Annotated in this window: 14 protein-coding genes; 8 read left to right on the forward strand and 6 right to left on the reverse strand. The window is 67.9% G+C overall.

Features of this window, described 5'->3' with window-relative positions; all coding sequences use genetic code 11:
• Positions 1-69: 69 nt before the first annotated feature.
• The 4 genes from IAE41_RS19055 to IAE41_RS19070 form a co-directional block, all read right to left on the reverse strand.
• The gene (locus IAE41_RS19055; RefSeq protein ID WP_200734178.1) at positions 70-840 is read right to left on the reverse strand and encodes an SDR family NAD(P)-dependent oxidoreductase; all 771 of its coding nucleotides are present in this window, start codon (positions 838-840) and stop codon (positions 70-72) included.
• A gap of 118 nt (positions 841-958) precedes the next feature.
• A complete protein-coding gene (locus IAE41_RS19060) occupies positions 959-3,553 on the reverse strand; it encodes an EAL domain-containing protein (protein WP_200734179.1) in 2,595 nt (864 codons plus the stop codon).
• Complete coding sequence (locus IAE41_RS19065; RefSeq protein WP_079221733.1) at positions 3,550-4,443, reverse strand: hydroxymethylglutaryl-CoA lyase; 894 nt, start codon at positions 4,441-4,443, stop codon at positions 3,550-3,552. Before IAE41_RS19065 ends, IAE41_RS19060 begins: the two co-directional genes overlap by 4 nt.
• Positions 4,444-4,652: 209 nt before the next feature.
• Positions 4,653-5,441: an enoyl-CoA hydratase/isomerase family protein gene (locus IAE41_RS19070; RefSeq protein WP_079221734.1), complete on the reverse strand. Its 789-nt coding sequence runs from the start codon at positions 5,439-5,441 to the stop codon at positions 4,653-4,655.
• A 119-nt stretch (positions 5,442-5,560) separates the two neighbouring features.
• Here IAE41_RS19070 and IAE41_RS19075 point away from each other — a divergent pair, with 119 nt between their 5' ends.
• From IAE41_RS19075 to IAE41_RS19085, 3 genes are read left to right on the forward strand one after another with little or no spacing between them, the layout of a single operon-like run.
• Positions 5,561-5,815 carry a FeoA family protein gene (locus IAE41_RS19075; protein WP_079221735.1) on the forward strand — a complete coding sequence of 85 codons (255 nt, stop codon included), beginning with the start codon at positions 5,561-5,563 and terminating at the stop codon, positions 5,813-5,815.
• The gene (feoB, locus tag IAE41_RS19080) at positions 5,812-7,674 is read left to right on the forward strand and encodes a ferrous iron transport protein B (RefSeq protein WP_200734180.1); all 1,863 of its coding nucleotides are present in this window, start codon (positions 5,812-5,814) and stop codon (positions 7,672-7,674) included. Before IAE41_RS19075 ends, feoB begins: the two co-directional genes overlap by 4 nt.
• Positions 7,674-7,919 carry a DUF6587 family protein gene (locus IAE41_RS19085; protein ID WP_200734181.1) on the forward strand — a complete coding sequence of 82 codons (246 nt, stop codon included), beginning with the start codon at positions 7,674-7,676 and terminating at the stop codon, positions 7,917-7,919. The genes feoB and IAE41_RS19085 overlap by 1 nt, the downstream gene beginning before the upstream one ends.
• A 213-nt stretch (positions 7,920-8,132) precedes the next feature.
• Here the strand turns inward: IAE41_RS19085 and IAE41_RS19090 are convergent, their stop codons facing one another.
• Both IAE41_RS19090 and IAE41_RS19095 read right to left on the reverse strand, forming a co-directional pair.
• On the reverse strand, positions 8,133-8,594 hold the full coding sequence (locus tag IAE41_RS19090) for a DUF4304 domain-containing protein (RefSeq protein WP_200734182.1): 462 nt from the start codon (positions 8,592-8,594) through the stop codon (positions 8,133-8,135).
• Positions 8,595-8,724: 130 nt separating this feature from the next.
• The gene (locus IAE41_RS19095; protein ID WP_200734186.1) at positions 8,725-9,504 is read right to left on the reverse strand and encodes a 3-oxoacyl-ACP reductase; all 780 of its coding nucleotides are present in this window, start codon (positions 9,502-9,504) and stop codon (positions 8,725-8,727) included.
• 72 nt (positions 9,505-9,576) lie between these two features.
• Here IAE41_RS19095 and dapB point away from each other — a divergent pair, with 72 nt between their 5' ends.
• The 5 genes from dapB (at position 9,577) to IAE41_RS19120 (ending at position 16,519) form a co-directional block, all read left to right on the forward strand.
• The gene (gene dapB, locus IAE41_RS19100) at positions 9,577-10,296 is read left to right on the forward strand and encodes a 4-hydroxy-tetrahydrodipicolinate reductase (RefSeq protein ID WP_200734183.1); all 720 of its coding nucleotides are present in this window, start codon (positions 9,577-9,579) and stop codon (positions 10,294-10,296) included.
• A gap of 308 nt (positions 10,297-10,604) precedes the next feature.
• Positions 10,605-11,732, forward strand: a complete 1,128-nt coding sequence (carA, locus tag IAE41_RS19105; RefSeq protein ID WP_008265442.1) for a glutamine-hydrolyzing carbamoyl-phosphate synthase small subunit — start codon at positions 10,605-10,607, stop codon at positions 11,730-11,732.
• A gap of 149 nt (positions 11,733-11,881) precedes the next feature.
• Complete coding sequence (gene carB, locus IAE41_RS19110; protein WP_200734184.1) at positions 11,882-15,124, forward strand: carbamoyl-phosphate synthase large subunit; 3,243 nt, start codon at positions 11,882-11,884, stop codon at positions 15,122-15,124.
• Positions 15,121-15,597 carry a transcription elongation factor GreA gene (greA, locus tag IAE41_RS19115; RefSeq protein ID WP_079221743.1) on the forward strand — a complete coding sequence of 159 codons (477 nt, stop codon included), beginning with the start codon at positions 15,121-15,123 and terminating at the stop codon, positions 15,595-15,597. Before carB ends, greA begins: the two co-directional genes overlap by 4 nt.
• Before the next feature lie 4 nt (positions 15,598-15,601).
• Positions 15,602-16,519 carry a phosphoglycerate mutase gene (locus IAE41_RS19120; RefSeq protein ID WP_200734185.1) on the forward strand — a complete coding sequence of 306 codons (918 nt, stop codon included), beginning with the start codon at positions 15,602-15,604 and terminating at the stop codon, positions 16,517-16,519.
• Positions 16,520-16,572: the final 53 nt, after the last annotated feature.

Consider the following 16,572-nt stretch of genomic DNA (forward strand, 5'->3'; position numbering starts at 1 on the left):
TTTGATGCCGTTGGCTTCAATGTTGTGGTTGGGGGGGGGGGGGGGGCCCCGCCCCGGCGCCCGGGGGAATCACTTCGGAGCGAGGCGGGTAGCGCCGTCCAGGCGGATGGTCTCGCCGTTGAGATAGGTGTTGCCGAGGATGAAGCCGACCAGGCTGGCGAAATCGTCCGGCTTGCCCAGGCGCGACGGGAACGGAATGGACGCGGCCAGCGACTGCTGCACGGCTTCGGGCATGCCATCGACCATCGGCGTCCAGAACACGCCCGGGGCAATGGTGTTGACGCGGATGCCGAAGCGCGAGAGCTCGCGGGCCATCGGCAGGGTCATCGACACCACGCCGCCCTTGCTGGCGGCATAGGCGGCCTGGCCGATCTGGCCTTCGTAGGCGGCGATGCTGGCGGTATTGATGATCACGCCGCGCTCGCCGTCTTCGCCAGCGTCGTTGTGCTGCATGCGGTTGGCCGCGGCCTTGGCGACGTTGAAGCTGCCGACCAGGTTGACCATCACCGTGCCCTGGAAGCCGGCCAGCGGCATCGGACCCTCTTTGCCCAGCACGCGGCCGGCGCCGAGGATGCCGGCGCAGTTCATCGCCACGTTCAGGCCACCGAGGAAATCGTGGGCCTGGTCGATGGCTGCGGCAACGGCCGCCTCATCGCTGACGTTGACGTTGAAATAGCGGGCCGAGTCGGCGCCCAGCCCGGCCACGGCGGCTGCGCCCTTGTCGTCATTGAGGTCGAACAGGGCGACCTTGCCGCCGTTGGCGACCAGGTGCTGGGCCACGGCCAGGCCGAGGCCGGAAACGCCGCCGGTGATCACGGCACGTACGGAAGACAGCTGCATTGAACGGTCCTGCAGGTTCGAGAACCGCCGATTCTAACGGAAGCCACGGCGCGCGCCGTTGTGCGCCGCTGCAAAGCGGTATGCGCCCCGGTGCCCCGCAGCCAGGCATGGCCTGGCTCTACCCGGCGAGGTCCCGGGCCATCTCCGGCGGCTCGCGCCCGCGCAGGCGCCGCTTGAACTCATCGGGGGGCAGGCCCGGGGCGAACAGGAAGCCCTGGCCGATGGTCACCCCCAGCCCCAGCAGGCACTGGCGCTGGGCCTCGGTTTCCACGCCTTCGGCCACCACGCCCAGGCCCAGGCTGCGGGCGATCGCGCAGACCGCCTCGCACACGGCCACGTCCGAGCGGTTGCGCGGGATGCCCTCGACGAACAGCTGGCTCAGTTTCAGGCCATGGATCGGCAGCCGCCGCAGGTAGTTCAGCGCGCTGTAGCCCTCGCCGAAATCGTCGATGGTCAGCATCACGCCCATCTCGCGCAGGCGGGCGAAGGTGCGCAGGGTGTCCGGTGCGTCCTCGATCAGCACCCGCTCGGTGAACTCCAGTTCCAGCACCGTGCCGGGCAGCTCGAACTCGTCCAGCACCTGCCGTACCCAGCGGGCCAGGTCCTCGCCGACGAACTGCCGCCAGGAGACGTTGACCGCCACCCGCATCGTCTCCAGGCCATCGTCCTGCCATTGGCGTATCTGGCGGCACGCCTCGCGCAGCGCCCACTGGCCGATCCGCACGATGTCGCCGGTGTGCTCGGCGTGGCGGATGAACAGGTCCGGCCGCATCTGCCCAAGCTGGCCGTTGTGCCAGCGCATCAGGGCCTCGCAGCCGGTGATGGTCCCGGTGCGCAGGTTGATCTGCGGCTGGTAGACCAGGCGGAACTCGTCGCCGTCCAGCGCCTTGTGCAGGCGGCTCTCGATCTGCAGTCGGTCGTTCTGGCGCTCGGCCAGCTCCTGCGAGAACACGTGCCAGCCGTTGCGGGTGCGACGCTTGCACTCGTACATGGCGGTGTCGGCGTTCTGGATCAGCTGCTGCGGGCGGTCGCCATCGCCGGGGGCCTTGGCAATGCCGATGCTGGCGGTGACCTGGAATTCATCGCTGCCCAGCTGGAAGGGGGAGGAGAACGCGGCGGTGATGCGCTCGGCCAGCTGCTCGGCCTGGTCGGGCTGGTCGCGCAGGTCGCAGATCACCAGGAACTCGTCGCCACCGAAACGGGCGAGCAGACCTTCAGTGCCGATGGCCGTGGCGATGCGCCGGGTCGCTTCGATCAACAGCTCGTCGCCGGCGTTGTGGCCGAGCAGGTCGTTGACGACCTTGAAGCGGTCCAGGTCGATGTACAGCACCGCCACCCGGTCGTGGCCCGGGCTGCCCATGCGTACGCCCAGGTCGGTGAGCACCGCATCGCGGTTCATGATGCCGGTCAGCGGGTCGGTGCGCGCCTGCACGCGCAGGGTCTCTTCGGCCTGCTTGCGTTCGGTGATGTCCTGCACGGTGCCGGTGATGCGCGCGGCATCGACATCGCCGGTGGACACCTCGCCGATCATCCGGATCCAGAACGAATGCCCGTCGCGGCGCTGGCCCTGCAGTTCCAGGCCGAAGCTGCTGCGGTGCTCGATGGTGTCGGCCAGCGCCTGCTGCAGGGAGGTGCGGTCATCACTGCGCAGGCAGTCGAGCAGGTCGGTCATGTCCTGCAGGTCGTCGGGCTGGCCGACGATGCGCCGCGCCTCATCGGTCAGGTACAGGCGCTGCAGGCTGCGGTCCCATTCCCAGCCGCCGATGTGGGCCAGCGACTGCGCGCGCGCGAACAGCAGGTTGTTGCGCTTGAGCTCGGTGATGTCGCTGAACATCGAATAGACATGGTCGGCCTGGTCGCAGCCGGTGCCGAACACCGGCACGTTGGTGGTCGACAGCCACAGCATGCGCCCGCGCGGGCGGTGGTACAGGCCGATGATGGTGCTGCGGATGACCCGCCCGGCCTGGAAGCAGCGGATGGTCGGCCACTGCGCCTGGGTGAGGGTATTGCCGTGCTCGTCGACGATCAGCCAGGCCTCGGGGTCGAGCAGGGCATCAAACGCATTGCCGTTGCTGGTGATGCCCAGGATGCGGTGCGCGGCCGGGTTGGCCGAGATCACCCGCAGGTTGCGGTCGAACAGGATCACGCCCTTGTCGATCGATTCCATCAGCAGGCGGTAGCGCGATTCGGCACGCCAGCGCCCGCTCAGGTCGCGCGCCACGGCCACGATGCAGGGCTGGCCATGGTCCTGGAAGCCGGCCGAGTGCACTTCCACCGGGAAGCGGCTGCCATCGCCGCGCATGTTGGTCACTTCGATGACGTAGGTGTCACCGCGGTTCAGTGCTTCCCAGACCGGCTGCAGGTGGTCGCTGGGCAGGTCGGGGTTGAGCAGTTCGATCGGCTGGCCGACGATGGCCTCGCGCGGGCGGTCGTAGGCGTGGACGCCGGCGCGGTTGACGTCCAGCACCACGCCGTCGGCGCTGAGGATGCTGACCGGGTCGGGCACCGCATCGAACAGGGCGGCGTAGCGTTCCTGTGCTTCGCCCATGCGCAGGCGGGCGTCGATCAGGGCCTCCATCGCCTGCCGCAGCAGGCGGGCCTGGGCGGCGGGCGGGGCGCCTGCCAGCGCGGCCTGCAGTGCGGCCAGCGCGTCGTCGGTCACGGCGGATGGTTCGCCGTAAACCGGAACGTCGCGCGGGCCGCTGTCGTTCATGTCGCCGCCAGGGCCTGCCCGACCCGGCTGGCAGTGGCACGGCCGAGCAACCCGGCCAGCCAACGGCCGGTTTCAGCCAGCGCCGGCAGGTCCACGCCGCACTCCAGGCCCAGGCCCTGCAGCAGGTAGACCACGTCCTCGCTGGCGACGTTGCCGCTGGCACCCTTGGCATACGGGCAGCCGCCCGCGCCGGACACCGCGCTGTCGACCACCCGTACGCCTTCTTCCAGGCAGCTGGCGATGTTGGCGATGGCCTGGCCATAGGTGTCGTGGAAGTGCACGGCCAGTGCGTCCATCGGGATCTCGGCAGCGACCGCCTTCAGCATGGCCCGCGCCTTGTGCGGGGTGCCGACGCCGATGGTGTCGCCCAGCGAAATTTCGTAGCAGCCCATGTCATGCAGGGCGCGCGCGACGCGCACCACGTCGGCCAGCGGCACGTCGCCCTGGTAGGGGCAGCCGAGCACGGTGGAGACGTAGCCGCGCACACGCACGCCGTCCTCGGCGGCGCGCTGGAGGATGGGCGCGAAGCGGGCCAGCGACTCGTCGATGCCGGCATTGGTATTGGTGCGGTTGAAGGCCTCGGAGGCGGCGGTGAACACCGCCACTTCCTGCACGCCGACGGCACGCGCCCGGTCATAGCCCTGCTCGTTGGGCACCAGCACCGGGTAGGCGATGCCGGCGCGGCGGTCGATGCCGGCGTAGACCTCGGCCGCATCGGCCAGCTGCGGCACCCAGCGCGGGCTGACGAAGCTGGTCGCTTCGATGGTGCGCAGGCCGGTGGCGGACAGGCGGTTGACCAGCGCGATCTTGTCGGCGGTGGCCACCGCCTGCTTTTCGTTCTGCAGGCCGTCACGCGGGCCCACTTCGACGATGCGGACGAAATCGCTCATCGACGCACCTCCGTGGCGGGCAGGGTGGGGCGGGCGGCAGGGGCGGAAGCGGGTGCGATCACGAGGGTTCCTGGAGAACGGGGGCAGCGCGGTCTCCACCGGGCTGCCAACAGGGATACGCAGGTCGGCCGCGAAAGCGGCCACGTTCCTGCGCGGGAATCAGTCGAAGGGGTGGCAGACGGCCACGACGTAGTTGCCGTCGGGGCAGATCAGGCCTCCGTCACCCAGTGCGGGGCACGCTTGTCGAGGAAGGCGCCGAGGCCTTCCTGGCCCTCGGCCGACACGCGCAGGCGCGCGATCAGGGCGGCATTGTCGCGGTCGAGGGTGTCACGATCGTGGCTGTCGCGGACCTGCCGCACCAGCTCCTTGGCAGACGCCGAGGCGATCGGGCCGGCCTTGTCCAGCAGGGCCAGCTGGCGCTGCACGGCGTCGTCCAGGCGCTCGGGCTCGACCAGCTGGTGGACCAGGCCGATGCGCAGGGCGGTTTCCGCGTCGAAGTGCTCGCCGGTGGCAAACCAGCGGCGGGCCTGGCGCGGGCCGATGGCCTCGATCACATAGGGCGAGATCACCGCCGGCAGCAGGCCCAGGCGGCTCTCGGTCAGGCCGAACCGGGCCGCGCTGGTGGCGATGGCGATGTCGCAGCAGGCGACCAGGCCGACGCCGCCGCCAAAGGCCGCGCCATGGACCCGGGCCAGGGTCGGCTTGGGCAGCTCGTCCAGGGTGCGCATCAGCCGCGCCAGCGCCAGCGAGTCCTCGCGGTTCTCGGCCTCGCTGGCCGCGGCCATGCCGCGCATCCACTGCAGGTCGGCACCGGCCGAGAAGGACGCGCCGTGGCCGGCCAGGACCACCACCCGCACTGCGGGGTCGCGGCCGGCGGCCTCCAGGGCAGCGGTCAGCCGGGCGATCAGGCTGGCATCGAAGGCATTGTGCAGCTCCGGCCGGTTCAGCCAGAGGGTCAGGACGGCGCCATCGCGCTCGATCAGCAAAGCATCATTCATGGGAATCCGGGGTTACTCCATACCTGTATGGATCATAGCGGGCCATTGGTCATGGGCCATGACGCGACGCGGGAATGTTAGAATCGAGAGCCATTTACATCCAGCTGAGATCGCGCTAGATGACGCTGTCCGAACTGCCCCTGCATACCCCGGCCGTGGTCGATTCCGTGCAGGACCTGCACGCCAACGATGCCATCGCCCGGCGACTGCGCGAGCTGGGCTTCGTCAAGGGCGAGGAAGTGCGCCTGGTGGCCAAGGGGCCGGTCGGCGGCGAGCCGCTGCTGGTGCAGGTCGGGTTCACCCGTTTCGCGCTGCGTATCAGTGAGGCCAAGCGGATCGTCATCGACACCGCCCGTCCGGAGTCCCGTGCATGAATGCTGCCGTCAACGCCGCCCCGCTGCGCATCGCGCTGGTCGGCAACCCCAACAGCGGCAAGACCGCGCTGTTCAACCAGCTGACCGGCAGCCGGCAGAAGGTCGCCAACTACACCGGCGTCACCGTCGAGCGCAAGGAAGGCCGCCTGCGTGCGCCGTCCGGCCGCGAGTTCGCCGTGCTCGACCTGCCCGGCGCCTACAGCCTGCAGCCGGCCAGCCTGGACGAGGCGATCACCCGCGACCTGTGCCGGGGCTTCTACCCGGGCGAGGCTGCACCGGATGTGCTGCTGTGCGTGATCGACGCCACCAACCTGCGCCTGCACCTGCGCTTCGCGCTGGAGCTGCGTGAGCTGGGCAAGCCGATGGTGATCGCGCTGAACATGGTCGATGCGGCCCAGCGCCGTGGCATCCGCATCGACGTGGCTGCGCTGGAACGCGAGATCGGCGTGCCGGTGGTGGAAACCGTAGCCGTGCGCAAGCAGGGCGCCAAAGCGCTGGTCGATCGCCTCGATGCGATGGTGCCGCACCTGGATGCGCCGCTGGCCGGCGTCGAGGGCGGCATCGATTACCACGCCAAGGTGCGCAGCATTCTTTCGGACGCCGTCACCATGCCGGCGCGCACCGCGAAGATCGATGACACGCTGGACCGCTGGCTGCTGCACCCGGTGTTCGGCCTGGTCACCCTGGTGGTGGTCATGTTCCTGATCTTCCAGGCGGTGTTCGCCTGGGCGACGCCGCTGATGGACGGCATCGAAGCCGGTTTCGGCTGGCTGGGCGAGTTCGTTGGCGGCGTGCTGCCGGAAGGCCCGCTGACCAGCCTGCTGACCGACGGCATCATCGCCGGCCTCGGTGGCGTGGTGGTGTTCCTGCCGCAGATCCTGATCCTGTTCGCCTTCATCCTTGCATTGGAGGAGTCGGGCTACCTGCCGCGCGCGGCCTTCCTGCTCGACCGCATGATGGCGGGCGCCGGCCTGTCGGGCCGTTCGTTCATCCCGCTGCTGTCCAGTTTCGCCTGTGCGGTGCCCGGCATCATGGCCACCCGCAGCATCCAGGACCCGCGTGATCGCCTGGCGACCATCCTGGTGGCGCCGCTGATGACCTGCTCGGCACGCCTGCCCGTGTATGCGCTGCTGATCGGCGCGTTCATCCCGGCCGGCAAGGTCGGCATCTTCAACCAGCAGGGCCTGGTGCTGTTCGGCCTGTACGTGGCCGGCATCCTCAGTGCGCTGGTGATGTCGTGGGTGATGAAGAAGTGGCGCCGCGACAAGAGCGAGCACCCGCTGATGCTGGAACTGCCGTCCTACCGCCTGCCGCACGTGCGCGATCTGGCCGTGGGCCTGTACGAGCGCGGCATGATCTTCCTGCGCCGGGTGGGCGGCATCATCCTGGCCCTGACCATCCTGCTGTGGGTGCTGCTGACCTTCCCGGGCGCCCCGGCCGACGCCACCATGCCGGCCATCGACTACAGCTATGCCGGCCAGATCGGCCATGCGATGACCGCGATCTTCGCGCCGCTGGGCTTCAACTGGCAGATCTGCATCGCGCTGATCCCGGGCCTGGCCGCGCGCGAAGTGGCGGTGTCCTCGCTGGCCACGGTCTACGCACTGTCGGCGGCGGACGATGATGCGGCCATCTCGGCGCTGTCGCCGGTGGTGGCTGATGGCTGGTCGCTGGCCACCGGCCTGGCGCTGATGGTGTGGTTCATCTACGCACCGATGTGCATTTCCACCCTGGCCACCATCAAGCGCGAAACCAATTCGTGGAAGACGATGGGCTTCTCGGCGCTGTACCTGTTCGCGGCAGCCTACGTGGCGGCGCTGATCACCTACCAGGTGACCGTGGCGCTGGGAGGCGGCTGATGGACGCCGGCCTGCTGGTCCAGTACCTCATCATCGCGGTGGCGGTGCTGGTCAGCGCGTGGGTGGTGCTGAAAAAGCAGTTCCCCGGCACGGCGCGCAAGCTGCGTGGCACGCTGGCGCTGGCCCTGCTCAAGCCCGGCCGCGCCGCCTGGATGCAGGCGCTGGGGCGTAAGGTCGCTCCGCCGGCCAGCGGCGGTGGCGGGGCGTGTGGTGGCTGTGACAGCTGCGGACCGACAAAGCGGTAGAGTCGAGCTTGCTCGACTGCGTTGGTTGGCGCCCATCCACGCATGGCGTGGATCTACTGGAACGTCATCCACGCATGGCGTGGATCTACTGGGATGTCATCCACGCATGGCGTGGATCTACTGGAACGTCATCCACGCATGGCGTGGATCTACTGGAATGTCATCCACGCATGGCGTGGATCTACGGGAATGTCATCCACGCATGGCGTGGATCTACACCTCTCTGCGGATGATCGCCCGGAAGCCTCCGTGCTGCGACAGCCGCCTCACTGATTCCCGGTTCCCATGGGCTGCCACGAAGCCCACGACATCGCCGAGGGCGCCCAGCAGCAGGCATTGCAGCTGGGCGCGATCGCCGGCGGCGAGCAGGTCATCAAGATCCTGCTGGATGAAGGCCCGGCGCAGGCCGGGGGTCTCTTCGATCCGCCAGTCGACATGTGGCGTGGGGATGGTGCTGCGATACCTGAACGCCGTTTCGAGATCGGTGGGCGTGAGGGCCTGCTCGAGCAGTTCCGGGAAATAGAGTCCGGCATTCACATAGAAGCCCCTGCTGGGTGTCGCGGCCTGGTGGTTGACGACCAGCGAGGCGCCTTCCAGCAGCCGGTAGCGGGTGGTGGTCGTCCCGGCAAAGCCTGTCTTCCGCGCACATTTGCTGAAGACTGTCGAAGATTTCATGGGCGCTGTCCTGGCCGGGAAGGTGCCGGACAGCGTTGAGGGGCAGGGCACTACCGTCAATTGGCGAATGCGACACGTGATTCATCCACGCAGGGCGTGGATCTACCGGACTGCCTGCCGGTAGCGCCGCTCAGTCCCTGACCAGCCCGCCATCGACCACCAGGTTCTGCCCGGTGACCGCACGTGCCCACGGGCTGGCGAAGAACAGCACCGCATCGGCGAACTCAGCCGGGGTGGTGACGCTGCGCAGCGGGGTGTTGGCGGCAATGTAGTCGAACACCGCTTCGGGCGTGGCGGCGCTGGCATCGGTGCTGCGCAGCAGACCGCCGGACAGCATGTTCACGGTGATGCCGTGCGGGCCCAGGTCGCCTGCCAGGGTGCGGGTCAGCGAAAGCAGGGCTGCCTTGGCCGCGGTGTAATCGTGGTACGGCACCACCGGGTTCTGGAACAGGTTGGTGCCGATGTTGATGATCCGCCCGAAGCGCTGCGCCTGCATGCCCGGCAGCGCGGCCTGCACACAGTTCAGTGCGCCGCGCACGCTGCCTTCGAACTGCGCCTGGAATGCCGGCCAGCCGATGTCAGCGGCCTTGTCGCGCGCATCCCCGTTGAACGAGAACGCGGCCAGTGCGTTGTTCACCACGGTGGTCACGCCCTGGCCGAAATGCGCCTGCGCCTGCTGCAGCAGGGCGGCGACCTGGTCGCGATCGGTGACGTCGGCCTGCAGGGCGACGGCCTGCCCGCCCAGTTCCCTTGCCAGCATGCGCGCCGGGGCCTCGCTGTGCTGGTAGTTGATGACCACGCGCGCGCCCTGTGCGGCGAATGCGCGGGCGATGTGCGTGCCCAGGCCGCGTCCTGCGCCGGTGACCAGGACCAGTTGTTCGCTGATCTGCATGATGGGAATGCGTTCCATTGCCTGAAAGGGCATGCAGCGTAGCAGTGATGGTGCTTGCCGGATCGACCGCGCTGCCGCTAGCCTGCGTGCATGAACCAGACTCCCCTTCGATTGCTCATCCATGGCGCTTCCGGGCGCATGGGCCAGGCCCTGCTGCGGCTGGCCGCCGAACATCCCGAAACCCTGCAGGTCGTGGCGGCGGTGACCGGCCGTGCGCCGGCGCAGCGCGTGATCGACGGCGTGCCGTACTTCGCCGCCAACGAACTGCCGGGCGCGCCGGAGTTCGACGTGGCCATCGATTTCAGCCTGCCCGAGGGTTTCGACCCGATGCTGGCGCTGTGCGTGGAGCGCGGTGCGGGCCTGGTGTCCGGCACCACCGGCATTTCCGCGGTGCAGCGGCAGGCACTGGAGGCCGCCGCAGGCGCGATCCCGCTGGTCTGGGCCTCGAACTTCAGCCTCGGCGTGGCCGTGCTGGACGAGCTGGTGGAACGCGCGGCACAGGCACTGGCCGGCTGGGACTGTGACGTGGTCGAGTCGCACCACACGCAGAAGAAGGATGCGCCGTCAGGCACGGCATTGACCTTGGGTGCGGCCGCGCAGCGGGGCGGGGCGGAGCCGCACTACGCCAGCCTGCGTGCGGGCGACATCGTCGGCGAGCACCTGGTGCAGTTCACCGGCCTGGGCGAGCGCATCGAGCTGGTGCACCGGGCCACCAACCGCGACATCTTCGCCCGCGGCGCGCTGTTTGCCGCCCGCCAGGTGCACGGCCGCGCGCCGGGCAGCTACCGGGTGCGGGACCTGCTGGAGTAAGGCGGTAGTGCCGGCCGCTGGCCGGCAATTCCCAGGTCGCCGGGCATCCCGTGGCAGCCGGCCAGCGGCCGGCACTACCGGGCGCGGGCGCTGCATACGCCGCCGGATTGAAATGAATACGCAATCGCCTGTTCATGAAGCGATATAACCGCTGGCGCGAGCGCCCCGGCAGCGCTACAATTCGCACTCGCCGAATCACGAAAGCCGGACCGGTCCCAGACCGTGCGTCCGCGCTTTTTTGCAACCGGATTTCCGTGAAGCGCAGGCGTGACTTCGGCAGCCCCCTCGGTAGCCAAAGTGAGATTTCCGTGACCCAAGCCGCAATCCTCGTCCTCGAAGACGGCACCGTATTCGAGGGCGAATCCGTAGGCGCGCCCGGCCTGTCCGTCGGTGAGGTGGTGTTCAACACCGCCATGACCGGTTACCAGGAAGTGTTGACCGACCCGTCCTACGCCCGGCAGATGGTCACGCTGACCTATCCGCATATCGGCAACACCGGCATGACCGACCAGGACAATGAAGCGTCCAAGGTGTGGTCGGCCGGCCTGATCGTGCGCGACGTGCCGCGCCGTCCCAGCAACTGGCGCAGCCAGGTGTCGCTGCAGGACTGGCTGATCCAGCGTGGCGTGGTCGCCATCGCCGGCATCGACACCCGCAAGCTGACCCGCATCCTGCGCGAGAAGGGCGCGCAGAACGGTGCGCTGATGGCGGGCGACATCGACGTGGAAAAGGCATTGGAAGCCGCCCGCAAGTTCCCGGGGCTGAAGGGCATGGATCTGGCCAAGGTCGTCACTACCGAGAAGACCTACACCTGGACCGAAGGCCAGTTGGACCTGGACGCCAACGCGTTCGTCAGCGTGCCGGCCAAGTTCAAGGTCGTGGCCTACGATTTCGGCGTGAAGACCAACATCCTGCGCATGCTGGCCGAGCGCGGCTGCGAAGTGACCGTGGTGCCGGCGCAGACCCCGGCCGCTGAAGTGCTGGCGCTGAAGCCGGACGGCGTGTTCCTGTCCAACGGCCCGGGTGACCCGGAACCGTGCGACTACGCCATCGAAGCGATCAAGACCTTCATCGATGTGAAGATCCCGACCTTCGGCATCTGCCTGGGCCACCAGCTGCTGGGCCTGGCCTCGGGCGCCAAGACCATGAAGATGGGCCACGGCCACCACGGTGCCAACCACCCGGTGCAGGACCTGGACAACGGCCGGGTGATGATCACCTCGCAGAACCACGGCTTCGCGGTTGATGAATCGACCCTGCCGGCGACCCTGCGCGTGACCCACCGTTCGCTGTTCGACGGCACCAACCAGGGCATCGCCCGCACCGACGTGCCGGCGTTCTCGTTCCAGGGTCACCCGGAAGCGTCGCCCGGCCCGACCGACGTCGGTCCGCTGTTCGACCGTTTCGTGGCCCTGATGGAACAGAGCAAGGCGTGATCAGTACGCCGCCGGCCCGCCGGTGGCGTCGCGATGGACCGTAAGCCGCCGCATCGCTGCTGCCCCTGGCGCGGCGCTGCGGATCAAGATTCCTGATCGACAGCGTGCGATCACCCCCCTTGTCACGCTGTACTGACTTAGAGAAGAAAATGCCCAAGCGCACTGACCTCAAGACCATCCTCATCATCGGTGCTGGCCCGATCGTCATCGGGCAGGCCTGCGAGTTCGACTACTCCGGCGCCCAGGCCTGCAAGGCCCTGCGTGACGAGGGTTACCGCGTGGTGCTGGTCAACAGCAACCCGGCCACCATCATGACCGACCCGGAGATGGCCGACGCCGTCTACATCGAGCCGATCAACTGGCAGACGGTCGAGAAGATCATCGCCAAGGAAAAGCCCGATGCCCTGCTGCCGACCATGGGTGGCCAGACCGCGCTGAACTGCGCGCTGGACCTGGCCGACAACGGCGTGCTGGAGAAGTACAACGTCGAACTGATCGGCGCCAAGCGCGAAGCGATCCGCATGGCTGAAGACCGCGAGCTGTTCCGCGTCGCCATGGGTGAAATCGGCCTGGAGTGCCCGACCGCCGCCGTCGCCCACACCCTGGACGAAGCGCTGGAAATCCAGACCCGCGTCGGCTACCCGACCATCATCCGCCCGAGCTTCACCCTGGGCGGCAGCGGTGGCGGCATCGCCTACAACCGCGAAGAACTGGTTGACATCGTCAGCCGCGGCCTGGAACTGTCGCCGACCACCGAAGTGCTGGTCGAAGAGTCGGTGCTGGGCTGGAAGGAGTTCGAGATGGAAGTGGTCCGCGATACCGCGGACAACTGCATCATCGTCTGCTCGATCGAGAATCTGGACCCGATGGGCGTGCACACCGGTGACTCGATCACCGTGGCCCCGGCGCAGACCTTGACCGACAAGGAATACCAGCGCCTGCGCGATGCCTCCATCGCCGTGCTGCGTAAGATCGGCGTCGACACCGGTGGCTCGAACGTGCAGTTCGGCATCAACCCGACCACTGGTCGCGTCGTCGTCATCGAAATGAACCCGCGCGTGTCGCGTTCCTCGGCGCTGGCCTCCAAGGCCACCGGCTTCCCGATCGCCAAGGTCGCCGCCAAGCTGGCCGTGGGCTACACCCTGGACGAACTGAAGAACGAGATCACCGGCGGCCTGACCCCGGCTTCGTTCGAGCCGTCCATCGACTACGTCGTCACCAAGATCCCGCGCTTCGCCTTCGAGAAGTTCCCGGCTGCCGACGCCCGCCTGACCACCCAGATGAAGTCGGTGGGCGAGGTGATGGCGATGGGTCGCACGTTCCAGGAGTCGATGCAGAAGGCCCTGCGTGGCCTGGAAACCGGCAAGGTCGGCTTCGACCCGACCGGCCTGGACCTGACCAGCGAAGACGACCTGCAGACCCTGCGCCGCGAACTGAAGGCCCCGGGCCCGGAGCGCCTGTTCTACGTGGCCGATGCGTTCCGCGCCGGCATGAGCGTGGAAGAAATCTACGCGCTGTCCTTCATCGACCACTGGTTCCTGGACCAGATCGAGGAAATCATCGCGGCCGAAGCTGAAGTCGCTGCCGGTGGCATCGATGCGCTGGATGCTGCGCGCCTGCGCAAGCTCAAGCGCGCCGGTTTCTCCGACGCCCGCCTGGCCCAGCTGACCGGCACCAACGAAGCGGCCATCCGCGCGCTGCGTCGTGCCCACAAGGTGCGCCCGGTCTACAAGCGCGTGGACTCCTGCGCCGGTGAATTCTCCACCGGCACCGCCTACCTGTACTCGACCTACGAGGACGAGTGCGAGGCCGCGCCGACCAACCGCGACAAGATCATGATCCTCGGCGGTGGTCCCAACCGCATCGGCCAGGGCATCGAGTTCGACTACTGCTGTGTGCACGCGGCACTGGCGCTGCGCGAGGATGGTTTTGAAACCATCATGGTCAACTGCAACCCGGAAACCGTGTCGACCGACTACGACACCTCCGACCGCCTGTACTTCGAGCCGCTGACCCTGGAAGACGTGCTGGAAATCGTCGAACTGGAACAGCCGAAGGGCGTGATCGTGCAGTACGGCGGCCAGACCCCGCTGAAGCTGGCGCGTGCGCTGGAAGCCAATGGCGTGCCGGTGATCGGCACCAGCCCGGATTCGATCGATCTGGCCGAAGACCGCGAGCGCTTCCAGCAGCTGGTCGATTCGCTGAAGCTGAAGCAGCCGCCGAACCGCATCGCCCGCAACGACCAGGAAGCCCTGCTGCTGGCCCGCGAGATCGGCTACCCGCTGGTGGTGCGCCCGAGCTACGTGCTGGGCGGCCGCGCGATGGAAATCGTCTACGGCGAATCCGACCTGGCCCGCTACGTGCGCGACGCGGTGAAGGTGTCCAACGATTCGCCGGTGCTGCTCGACCGCTTCCTGGACAACGCCGTGGAAGTGGACGTGGACATCATCGCCGACAAGGATGGCAACGTCCTGATCGGTGGCGTGATGGAGCACATCGAAGAAGCCGGCGTGCACTCGGGTGACTCGTCCTGCTCGCTGCCGCCGTACTCGCTGTCGGCCAAGACCCAGGCCGAGCTGCGCCGCCAGGTGGTGGAACTGGCCAAGGCCCTGAACGTGGTCGGCCTGATGAACACCCAGTTCGCGATCCAGACCAACGACGACGGTGATGACACCATCTATCTGCTGGAAGTGAACCCGCGCGCCTCGCGTACCGTGCCGTTCGTGTCCAAGGCCACCGGCATGGCGCTGGCCAAGATCGCCGCGCGCTGCATGGCCGGCAAGACCCTGGCCGAGCAGGGCGCGACCGAAGAGATCGTGCCGGACTACTACTCGGTGAAGGAAGCGATCTTCCCGTTCGCCAAGTTCCAGGGCGTCGACCCGATCCTCGGGCCGGAAATGCGTTCCACCGGCGAAGTGATGGGCGTCGGCCGCACCTTCAACGCCGCCTTCGCGCGTGCGCAGGAAGCGGGCGGCATCAAGGCCCCGCCGGTCGGCAAGGCCTTCGTCTCGGTGCGTGACCCGGACAAGAAGCGCGTGCTGCCGGTGGCCAAGGCCCTGCTGGCGCGTGGCTACAGCCTGGTTGCCACCCGTGGCACCGCCGCGTGGCTGCAGCAGCACGGCATGGACTGCGAGATCATCAACAAGGTGGTCGAAGGCCGTCCGCACATCGTCGACTCGATCAAGAACGGCGAGATCGTCTACATCGTCAACACGACCGAAGGCCGTGCCGCGATCAACGACTCGTTCTCGATCCGTCGCGAGGCGCTGCAGCACCGCGTCACCTACTCGACCACCATTGCCGGCGCCAAGGCGCTGGTGGATTCACTGGAATTCCGCGGCACCGGCCCCGTCTGGTCGCTGCAGGAGCTGCACAAGGAGTTGAATGCATGAGAGCCCCCATCACGATGAAGGGCGCGCAGAAGCTGCGCGACGAACTGGATCACCTGAAGTCGGTCAAGCGCCCGAAGGTGATCGCCGCGATCGCCGAAGCACGTGAACACGGCGACCTGAAGGAAAACGCCGAGTACCACGCCGCGCGCGAGGAACAGGGCTTCATCGAAGGCCGCATCAAGCAGCTGGAAGGTGAGCTGTCGCACGCCGAGATCATCGACGTGAGCAAGCTCAACGCCGGCTCCAAGGTGGTGTTCGGTGCCAGCGTAACCCTGGCCGACGTGGAAACCGACGAAGAGAAGAAGTACCAGATCGTCGGTGACCTGGAAGCGGACATCAAGCTGGGCCTGATTGCCATTTCCTCGCCGGTGGCCCGCGCGATGATCGGCAAGCTGGAAGGGGATTCGATCGTGATCGACGCCCCGGCCGGCCAGCGCGAGTACGAGATCGTCAGCGTCAGCTACGTGGCCTGACCGGGTGGCAACGGCGACCCTGTTGTTGCCGGCACGCAGCCGCTTTGCAGCGGCTGCATTGCCTGACGAGGTGGCGCGCGCCCTGGGCCGCGCCACCGCCGTGCAGCAGGAGGCGGGCGAACGCCCCCAGCTGCAGCGTCATTTCACCGTGGCCGCGCCGCAGTGGCCGGTCGCTGCATTGACCCGCCAGCGTGATGTCGGCGATGCCGCCGGTGCCTGCTGGCTGCGTGCCGATCCGGCCTGCATGGTCCCGGACATGCACGGTGCGCGGATGATGGGGCACGGCGAAACGCTGCGGCCGACCCTGGCCGACAGCCTGGCCCTGCTGCCGGTGCTGCAGCCGTTGTTTGCCGATGCGGGCTTCGTGCTGGATGCGCCGGACCCGGCGCGCTGGTACCTGCGCCTGCCCATCGATACCGAACTGCCGTCCTTCGACAGCCCCGACGAGGTGCTGGGCGATGACCTGTTCTCGCACCTGCCCGAAGGCGAGGCCGGCCGCCGCTGGCGTGCGCTGATGACCGAGGCGCAGGTACTGCTGCACAACCATTCCTGGAACCAGCAGCGCGCGGCCCAGGGCCAGCAGCCGATCAATTCCCTGTGGTTCTGGGGCGGCGGCGTGATGCCGGTGTCGGTGACCACCCCGCACGTGCAGGTGCGCAGCCGCGATGCCCTGCTGCAGGGCCTGGCACTGGCCGCCGGCGTATCGGTGGATGGCGACCAGTCCGTCGATGCCCTGGTCGACCTGCGCCAGCTGCGCTCGCTGCAGCAGCTGGGCAACGATGCCATCCGTCCGCTGCTGGTGGCACTGCAGCGCGGTGAGCTGCAGCGCCTGGTGCTGGATTTCGAGGACGGCCTGCAGTTCCAGCTGGACAAGCGCCAGCGCTGGCAGTTCTGGAAGAAGCCCCGCCAGTTGCACGACTGAGCGGGGCCATCCACGCATGGCGTGGATCTACTGGGGCCATCCACGCATGGCGT

The organism is Stenotrophomonas sp. S39 (assembly GCF_016624665.1).
GTDB lineage: Bacteria > Pseudomonadota > Gammaproteobacteria > Xanthomonadales > Xanthomonadaceae > Stenotrophomonas.